1 protein-coding gene is annotated in these 1152 nt (G+C 63.5%); it reads left to right on the forward strand.

What is annotated here, in order from left to right; translation table 11 throughout:
• Window positions 1-51: 51 nt before the first annotated feature.
• Window positions 52-1152, forward strand: a 1101-nt coding sequence (locus MTX36_RS29420; RefSeq protein WP_243623193.1) for a DUF222 domain-containing protein, incomplete at its 3' end; no start/stop codon positions are given.

Here is a 1152-nt window from a genome sequence, read left to right on the forward strand (position 1 = left end):
GATTTGCCCGTGACTGTTGTCTCCGAACATAGTTTCGAATACGGTGGAGGGATGTTGGAGTCGGGGGTGGGAAATTACGGTCCGTCAGCGCAGCTGACCGGTGCCGAATCCGATTGCGCCCTCGTCGATCTCATCTCCGAACTGCATTCGTGTGAAGCTCGGTTGGTGGAACGAAAACTTGCTGCGATTGCCGAGTTCTTCACCCGCCGTAGCGCCGAGCACACGGCCTCGGGAACGTGGTCGTCGACGGCGCACGAGTTGGCGGAATCGGAAATCGGAGCGGTACTCACGATGGGCCGCTCAGCGGCCGGGAAACTCATCGGACTCGGGTTTGCGTTGAAAACCCGTTTGCACCGTACGCGGGCGGCGATGGCGCGCGGGGACCTGGATGTGTATCGGGTGGGGTTGATCGACTCCGCGACCGCGAACGTCTCGGATGCGTTGATTGATGAGGTGGAACGCCTTGTCCTGGAACAGGTGTTGGCTCCGGCTGTCGAGGGCGGTACGGGGTTGACGGGTCGCCGGTTGACGGGTGTGATCGATCGGATTGTGGCGCGGGTGGATCCGGAGGGGATGCGGGACCGCCGTCGTCGTGCGTTGTCGGACCGGTTTATCGGGGTCAGCGCCATCGAGGACGGGATGGCCCGGATCGTGGGGTCAATTCCGGCGGAGCAGGCTCGACTGTTCGACGGTCGGTTGTGGGAGTTGGCGTGCTCGGTGTGCCGGGATGATTCGCGGTCGTATGAGCAGCGGCGGGCTGATGCGTTGGGTGCGTTGTTGGATGGTTCGGCGGTGTTGCCGTGTGACTGCGGGCGGGTGGATTGTCCGCAGGACCGTGGTGGGTTGACGGTGGTGCGTCGGCCGTTGGTGGTTGTGGTGATGACGGAGCAGACATTCAACAACAGCTCCGATGGTGGCGCCGAGCCGGCGCATCTCGACGGATACGGCGTGATCGGTGCCGAGCATGGACGGGACATCGCGAAGGGTGGGATCGTCAAGGAAGTACGAGTGCCGGCCGAGGAATACGCGGCGGCGTTGGTCTACCGCCCCGGTGCGGCAGTGGATGCGTGGGTGCGGGCGTTGGCGGGGAGTTGTCAGTGGTTGCACTGTGATGTTCCGGCGTGGAATTGCGATCTCGATCATCTGGTGCCG

This window comes from Rhodococcus sp. ARC_M6 (assembly GCF_022810305.1).
Classification (GTDB): Bacteria; Actinomycetota; Actinomycetes; order Mycobacteriales; family Mycobacteriaceae; genus Rhodococcus_F.